This window comes from Isoptericola sp. NPDC055881 (assembly GCF_053615895.1).
The window spans coordinates 52,467-60,361 of the sequence record NZ_JBSHCR010000023.1; the positions used below are offsets into that span (position 1 = coordinate 52,467).

Annotated in this window: 5 protein-coding genes; all 5 read left to right on the top strand. The window is 73.1% G+C overall.

Annotated features, from left to right (window positions below):
* The first annotated feature begins 142 nt into the window (after nt 1-142).
* Entirely contained in the window at nt 143-1,276 is a 1,134-nt protein-coding gene (locus ACWGKI_RS09340) for a Gfo/Idh/MocA family protein (protein ID WP_452186477.1), read from the top strand.
* A 165-nt stretch (nt 1,277-1,441) separates the two neighbouring features.
* Nucleotides 1,442-2,779 carry an extracellular solute-binding protein gene (locus tag ACWGKI_RS09345; RefSeq protein WP_380243407.1) on the top strand — a complete coding sequence of 446 codons (1,338 nt, stop codon included), beginning with the start codon at nt 1,442-1,444 and terminating at the stop codon, nt 2,777-2,779.
* Nucleotides 2,776-3,732, top strand: a complete 957-nt coding sequence (locus tag ACWGKI_RS09350; RefSeq protein ID WP_452186479.1) for a carbohydrate ABC transporter permease — start codon at nt 2,776-2,778, stop codon at nt 3,730-3,732. Before ACWGKI_RS09345 ends, ACWGKI_RS09350 begins: the two co-directional genes overlap by 4 nt.
* Entirely contained in the window at nt 3,729-4,658 is a 930-nt protein-coding gene (locus ACWGKI_RS09355; protein ID WP_452186481.1) for a carbohydrate ABC transporter permease, read from the top strand. The genes ACWGKI_RS09350 and ACWGKI_RS09355 overlap by 4 nt, the downstream gene beginning before the upstream one ends.
* Nucleotides 4,655-7,738, top strand: a complete 3,084-nt coding sequence (locus ACWGKI_RS09360) for a glycoside hydrolase family 2 TIM barrel-domain containing protein (protein WP_452186483.1) — start codon at nt 4,655-4,657, stop codon at nt 7,736-7,738. Before ACWGKI_RS09355 ends, ACWGKI_RS09360 begins: the two co-directional genes overlap by 4 nt.
* Nucleotides 7,739-7,895 lie beyond the last annotated feature (157 nt).

Below are 7,895 nucleotides of genomic sequence, written 5' to 3' on the forward strand. Positions count from 1 at the left end.
CTACCTCGGTGCGAGATGAACTACCTCGGCATCTGCTGGACTACCTCGGCCTTCGTTGGACTACCTCGGCAAGGGCTGAACTACCTCGGCATGAGATGAACTGCCTCGGCGCGAGCTGGACTACCTCAGGGGAGCGGAACACATGAAGGTCACGATCCTGGGCGCGGGCGCCATCGCCGGCGCGCACGCGGAGGCGCTCGGTGCGCTGGCGGCGCACGGCGGGCCCGACGGCGTGGAGCTGACGCACGTCGTCGACGTCGACGCCGACCGGGCGGCGTCGTTCGCGGCCGAGCACGGCGTGCCGCAGCACGGCACGGACCTGCAGGCCCTGCTCGACGCGGGCGAGGTCGACGTCGTGCACGTCTGCACCCCGCCGTCGGTGCACCTGGCGGCCGCCACGGCCGCGCTGCGGGCGGGGGCGCACGTCGTCGTGGAGAAGCCCGCCGTGCTGTCGCTGGCCGAGGCCGACACCCTGGCGGCGGTCGAGCGGGAGGCCGCAGACGCCGGTCTCTCCGGCCGGTTCACGCAGATCGTGCAGCACCGGTTCGGCGCCGGGATCCGCCGCTTGCGCCGGTTCCTCGACGACGGCACCCTCGGGCCGGCCTACGTGGCGCAGTGCGACACGCTGTGGTTCCGCACCCCCGAGTACTTCGAGGTGCCGTGGCGGGGCCGCTTCGACACCGAGGGCGGCGGCACCACGATGGGGCACGGCATCCACCAGTTCGACCTGCTGCTGGCCGTGCTCGGCCCGTGGACCGAGGTGCGGGCGATGGCCGGGCGGCTCGCGCGGCACACGGACACCGAGGACGTCTCGACCGCCCTCGTGCGGTTCGCGAACGGCACGCTGACGACGATCACGAACTCCGCGATCTCGCCGCGCCAGACGTCGCGGCTGCGCTTCGACACCGCCGCCGCCACGGTCGAGCTGGAGCACCTGTACGGCTACGACGACTCCAGCTGGACCGTCACGCCCGTGGTGGGGCGCGAGGACGTGGCCGAGGCCTGGGCGGCCGACGCCGCGCGCTCGGTGGACGGGGGCGAGAGCGGCCACCTCGCGCAGCTCGTCCCCACGTACCAAGCCCTCGTGGCGGGCAGGACGCCGCCGGTGACGGTCGCCGACACGCGCGCCACGCTCGAGCTGGCCGCGGCGATCTACCGCTCCGCGTTCACGGGCGCCACCGTCCGTGCCGGCGACATCGTCGCGGGCGACCCGTTCCACGCCTCCATGGCGGGCACCGGCACGCCCTGGGCCCCGGTGAAGGCCGTCCCCGCCTGACGCCACCTGCCGGACCCCACCGGCCTGGCCTCCCGCACCTGACCCGTCCCGCCTGACACGCCCTGAGACGTGCGGACGAACCGGTCGGACCCGCTGTTAACGTGACCACGCTCACACGAGCCCGGGGCACGCGTCCCGGCCGACGTCACGACGAGGTGGGGACGGATGCGAGAGGTCACGAGACGAGAGCTCCTCGGCATGGGGCTCGCGGGAGGCGCGGCGGCGATGCTCGCGGGCTGCGCGACGCCCGGCACGACGTCGGTGAACGCCCAGCCGGTGGTGCCGGCCGCCGCGGGGGAGAAGGTCACGCTCACGTACTGGGCGTGGCTCAAGGACCTGCAGAAGGTCGCGGACGTCTGGAACGCCCAGCACCCCGAGGTCCAGGTGGAGGTGGCGTGGATCCCGGGCGGCAACTCCGGCGGCTACCAGAAGATGTACTCGGCGCTGGCGGCCGGCGGCGGGCCTGACCTGGCCCAGGTCGAGATGCGCACCGTGCCCGAGTTCATGCTGGTCAACGGCCTGGTCGACCTGGAGCGGTACGGGGTCTCCGAGCACGCCGACAAGTTCGACGAGACGCTGTGGAACCAGGTCAGCTTCGCCGGCGGGGTCTACGGCATCCCGCAGGACTCCGGCCCCGTGGGCATGTACTACCGCCCCGACCTGTACGAGCAGGTCGGCGCCGACGTGCCCACCACGTGGTCGCAGTGGGCGGAGGTGGCGCCCGCCTTCCGCAAGGCCGGGATCTTCATCGACGCGTTCCCGCTGGACGACACGTCCGTGTTCGCCGCGCACTCCATGCAGGCGGGTGCGACCTGGCTGCGCAGCTCCGACGACGGCTGGGTCATCGACATGGCCGACGAGATCACGCTCGACGTCGCGCGGTTCTTCGACCGGGCCATCGACGACGACCTGGTGACGACGTCGGCCAACCCGTACTCGCCCGGCTGGTTCGCCGCCGCCGCCGACGACAAGATCGCCTCCCTGGTGAGCGCGAGCTGGGGCGACGCCCTGCTCGAGGGCGTCAGCGGCGCCGAGGGCAAGTGGCGCGTGGCGCCCGCCCCGCGCTGGGAGCACGGCTACGGGTCGTCGTTCATCGGGGGCTCGACGTCGGCCGTGCTCGCCAACAGCAAGCACCCGAAGGAGGCGATGGAGTTCGCCGTCTGGCTGAACACCGACCCCGAGGGTATCGACGCGATGATCAAGTACTCGGGCATCGGCTGGTCGCCCGCCCGCGACTACATCGGGGCCGCGCGCGAGGAGCCGAGCAAGTTCTTCGGTGGGCAGCGGTACAACACCGAGGTCTTCCAGCCCGCCACGAAGGAGCAGAACCCGGACTGGCAGTGGTGGCCGATCACGCAGCAGACGTTCAACATCCTCGGCGACGGGTTCCGGCGCAAGGCCACGGGCGGCACGCTCGTGGACGCCGTCGTCGCCGCGGAGGCGCGGACCATCGAGGTCTTCCGCCAGAAGGGCCTGACGATCCGGAAGGCGGAGGACCGATGACGACGCAGACCACCACGCCGGCCGCGCGGGAGCGGTCCGCCGGCGGGACGACGCCGAAGACGAAGCGCGGCACGGCCGTGGGGCGCGCCCCCTGGATCCTGGTGTCGCCGTTCCTCGTCCTGTTCCTGCTGACGTTCGTGCTGCCGATCCTCGTGGCGATCGGGCAGAGCTTCACCACCGTCACGCGCGCCGGGCTGTTCGGCGAGCAGGGCGTCACCACCGGCTTCGCCTGGTTCGAGAACTACCGCATCGCCCTGGAGGACGGGAACTTCATCGCGTCGATCTGGCGCATGCTGCTGTTCGGCGTCGTGCAGGTGCCGGTGATGATCGTCGCCGCGACCGTCCTGGCGCTGCTGCTGGAGTCGGCGTCGGCGCGCTGGCCCGGGTTCTTCCGCGCCACCTACTTCATGCCGTACGGCATCCCGGGCGTCATCGCGACCATCCTGTGGTCGTTCCTCTACGTGCCCGGGCTGAGCCCGATCATCGACCTGTCCGAGAAGCTGTTCGGGTTCACGCCCGACTTCCTCGGTGCGGGGACGGTGCTGTGGTCCATCGCGAACATCGTGACCTGGACGTACGCGGGCTACAACATGCTCATCATCGTCGCGCAGCTCAAGGCGATCCCGCCGGAGCTGTACGAGGCGGCGCGCGTCGACGGGGCCGGGCCGTGGCGTACGGCGTGGAGCGTCCAGCTCCCGCTGATCCGCCCGGCGCTGGTGCTCACCACCGTGTTCTCGATCATCGGCACCCTGCAGCTCTTCGCGGAGCCGCAGCTGCTCAAGACGGTCTCCCCGGCGATCGACTCGCAGTACACCCCGAACCTGTCGGCGTACACGACCGCGTTCGCCTACAACGACTACAACGTCGCGGCCGCCCAGTCGGTGCTCATCGCGCTCGTCGCGTTCGCGCTGTCGTTCCTCTTCCTCCGGCTGACGAACAGGAGCTCGCGATGACCGCCGCCACCGTCTCCACGACGCCCGGCGCCCGCGCCGCCTCGGGCACCGGCGCCACCCCGGCGGGGCGCGCGGACCGCGCCGGCCGCCGTCCGGCCACGACCATCGTCGTCACCGGCATCCTCGTCGTCGTCGCGATCTACTTCCTGGTGCCCGTCTACTGGGTCGTGGTCGCCGCGACGAAGACGACGGACGACCTGTTCGCGACCAACGGGTTCTGGTTCGGGAACTCGTTCGCGCTGTTCGACAACCTCTCGGCGGTGCTCCGCTACGACGGTGGCGTCTTCGTGCGCTGGTTCGCGAACTCCGTGCTGTACGCGGGCGTGGGCGGGATCATCGCCACCTACCTGGCGGCGGCCGGCGGCTACGCGCTGGCCAAGTACCAGTTCCGGGGGCGCAACCTCATCTTCGGGCTGGTGCTCGGCGGCGTGCTCGTGCCGGGCACCGCGACGGCGCTGCCGCTGTTCCTGCTGTTCAGCCAGCTCGGCCTCGCGAACACCTACTGGAGCGTGCTGATCCCGTCGCTGGTGTCGCCGTTCGGCTTCTTCCTGTGCCGCATCTACGCCGACGCGACCGTGGACTCCTCGCTCGTCGAGGCCGCGCGCATCGACGGCGCGGGGGAGCTGCGGATCTTCCACACCATCGGCCTGCGGATCATGACGCCCGCCCTCGTCACCGTGTTCCTGTTCCAGCTCGTGGGCATCTGGAACAACTACTTCCTGCCCCTCGTGATGCTCAGCGACCAGAAGCTCTACCCGATCACGCTGGGGCTCAACAACTGGCGCAGCCAGACCGACCGGCTGCCCGAGTTCTACGAGCTCACCACCGGGGGCGTGCTGCTCTCGGTCATCCCCCTCGCCATCGCCATGATCGCCCTGCAGCGGTTCTGGCGGGGCGGTCTGACGGAAGGTGCTGTCAAGGCATGACCCTCTCCCTGCCGCACGAGTCCACCGCGCCCTGGTCCGGCCGGGTCGACCCGCCCCGGGCCGCGCTCGCCAGCGACGCGCCCCGCCTCCACCTCGACGGCACGTGGGGCTTCCGGCTCCTGGCGGGCGTGCCCGGCGCGCCCGGCGCGCACGTCCTGCCCGACGGTGAGGGGCCCGACGACTTCGCGCAGCCCGGCTACGCCGCCTCGGCGGAGGCGGGCTGGGGGGAGGTCCCCGTGCCGGCGCACTGGGTGCTGGTGGGCGACGGCGCGTACGGCCGGCCGATCTACACCAACGTCCAGTTCCCGTTCCCCGTCGACGCGCCGCACGTGCCCGACGAGAACCCGACGGGCGACTACCGCCGCGACGTCGACGTCCCCGCCGGCTGGACCGAGGACGGTCGTGTGCTGCTGCGGTTCGACGGCGTCGAGTCGTTCTGCACCGTCTGGGTCAACGGCGTCGAGGTGGGGTCGGCGTCGGGCAGCCGGCTGGCGCACGAGTTCGACGTCACCGACGCCGTGCGCCCGGGCGCCAACACCGTCGCCGTGCGGGTGGTGCAGTGGTCGGCCGCGAGCTACCTGGAGGACCAGGACCAGTGGTGGCTGCCCGGCATCTTCCGTGACGTCACCCTGCTGCACCGGCCCGTCGGCGGCCTCGACGACGTGTGGCTCGACGCCGACTTCGCGCCGGGTCCGGACCGAGCCGCCGGTGCGGGCACGCTGGTGCCGGAGGTGCGGGCCGACGCCGCGGCGTACCCCGTGCGGCTGCGCGTGCCCGAGCTCGGCGTCGACGTCTCGTGGGCGTCGCCCGAGGACGTCGCGCCGGTGGCGGTCGGCGCCGTCGAGCCGTGGTCGGCGGAGGTGCCGCGCCGGTACGAGGCGACGGTTGCGTCGACGGCGGAGACCGTCACCCTGCACGTCGGGTTCCGGCGCGTGGAGATCGTCGGTGACCGGCTGCTCGTCAACGGGCGGCGCGTCACCTTCTCCGGGATGAACCGGCACGAGACGCACCCCGACCGCGGGCGCGTCTTCGACGAGGAGCACGCCCGCGCCGACCTCGCGCAGATGAAGCGGCACAACGTCAACGCCATCCGCACCAGCCACTACCCGCCCCACCCGAAGGTGCTCGACCTCGCCGACGAGCTCGGTCTGTGGGTGATCCTCGAGACCGACCTCGAGACCCACGGCTTCGAGGCCGGCGGCTGGGTCGGCAACCCCAGCGACGACCCGCGCTGGCGCGAGGCCTACCTCGACCGGGTGCAGCGCACGGTCGAGCGCGACAAGAACCACCCGAGCATCGTGCTCTGGTCCCTCGGCAACGAGTCGGGCACCGGCAGCAACCTCGCCGCCATGGCCGAGTGGACCCGCCACCGCGACCCGTCGCGGCCCGTGCACTACGAGGGCGACTACGCCGGCGAGTACACCGACGTCTACTCGCGCATGTACTCCACCGTGCCGGAGACGGCGTCGATCGGCAGCGACGACCTCTCGCCCCTGCTCGGCTGCACCGTGGCCGACGCCGCCCGCCAGCGCTCCAAGCCGTTCCTGCTGTGCGAGTACGCGCACGCCATGGGCAACGGCCCGGGCGCGCTCGACCAGTACCGCGAGCTCGTCGACACCCACCCGCGGCTGCACGGCGGCTTCGTCTGGGAGTGGCGCGACCACGGCCTGCGCACCACCGTGCGCGAGGGCGACGCCGCCGGCACCGAGTACTTCGCGTACGGCGGCGACTTCGGCGAGGTCGTGCACGACGGCAACTTCGTGATGGACGGCATGGTGCTGTCCGACGACACGCCCAGCCCCGGGCTGACCGAGTTCTGGCACGTCGAGCGGCCCGTCGTGGTCCGGCCGGCGGGCGCCCCCGGCACCGCGGAGATCTGGAACCGCCGGCACACCGCCGACGCCGCCGACCTCGCGCTGCGCTGGCGGGTGGAGCACGACGGCGACGTCGTCGCCGAGGGCCGCGCCGACGTCGTCGGAGAGGACGGGCAGCCCGTCGCCGCGGGGGAGCGTGCCGTCGTCGAGCTGCTCGACGTCGCCGCCCTGCCCGCCGCGGCCGCGGGGGTCGAGGCCTTCCTCACCGTCGAGCTCGCCCTGCGCGAGGACGCCTCCTGGGCCGGCGCCGGGCACGTCGTCGCGCGCGACCAGTGGGCGCTGCCCGCGCCCGCCGCCGCCCGCGCGCCGCGTCGTGCGACCGTGGCGCTCGCGGGCGCTCCGGTCGCGTTCCGCGGGCCGGAGCTGGTCGGGCTCGCCGGCGCGGAGGTCTCGGCCCCGCGCGTCGAGCTGTGGCGCGCCCCCACCGACAACGACCGCGGCGCCGCGATGGGCAGCTACGACGCGACCGACCCGACGCTGCTGCCGTGGCGGGGCACGCCCGCCCCGCCCGTGGCCGACCGGTGGCGCCGTCAGGGCCTGGACCGGCTCACCCACCGCACCGTCGCCGTCGAGGAGTCGGCGGACCGGGTGCGGGTGCTGCGGCGGGTGTCCGCCGCGCAGAGCCGCGCGGCGATCGACGTCGAGGAGACCTGGACCGCCGAGCGGGCCGCCGACGGTGCGGTCGAGGCGGTGCTGCGGGTCGTGCTGACGCCCGACGACCACTGGGACGACGTGTGGCCGCGCGTGGGGGTGCACCTCGCCCTGCCGACCGACGTCGACGGCGCGGAGTGGTTCGGGCTCGGCCCGCACGACTCGTACCCGGACGTGCGGGGGTCGGTCGTCGTGGGCCGGCACCGTGCGGGCCTCGACGACCTGGCGGTGCCGTACGCGCGCCCGCAGGAGTCGGGGCACCGTTCCGAGGTGCGCGACCTCGTCCTCCTGCGCGCCGGTCAGCCGTGGGTGCGCCTGACGGCGGCCCGTGACGCCCGCGGACGCCTGCCCGGCTTCACGCTGGCCCGGCACACCGCGCACGAGCTCACCGCGGCCGCGCACCCGTACGAGCTGCCGGTGCCCACGCACCACCACCTGTACGTGGACGCCGCCCAGCACGGGCTGGGTTCCCGCGCCTGCGGCCCCGACGTCTGGCCGACGGCGATGCTCCGCCCGCAGGCCCGCACCCTCGAGCTGCGCTGGCGGGCCCTGTGACGCCGAGGTAGTCCACCCCCTGCCGAGGTAGTCCACCTCCTGCCGAGGTAGCACCCACCGTGGGGGGGGTGGGGGGGTGACGGTGTGCACGTAAGCCGCGGGCCCGGGGGGGGGGGGTGGTAATGAAAAAAAAGGAGCCCCCCGGGCGCGGGACAAA

Excerpts from the sequence above, each read along its gene's own strand:
- ACWGKI_RS09360 (WP_452186483.1), top strand. The coding sequence starts at position 4,655 with ATGACCCTCTCCCTGCCGCACGAGTCCACCGCGCCCTGGTCCGGCCGG.
- ACWGKI_RS09345 (WP_380243407.1), top strand. The coding sequence starts at position 1,442 with ATGCGAGAGGTCACGAGACGAGAGCTCCTCGGCATGGGGCTCGCGGGA.
- ACWGKI_RS09350 (WP_452186479.1), top strand. The coding sequence starts at position 2,776 with ATGACGACGCAGACCACCACGCCGGCCGCGCGGGAGCGGTCCGCCGGC.
- ACWGKI_RS09355 (WP_452186481.1), top strand. The coding sequence starts at position 3,729 with ATGACCGCCGCCACCGTCTCCACGACGCCCGGCGCCCGCGCCGCCTCG.
- ACWGKI_RS09340 (WP_452186477.1), top strand. The coding sequence starts at position 143 with ATGAAGGTCACGATCCTGGGCGCGGGCGCCATCGCCGGCGCGCACGCG.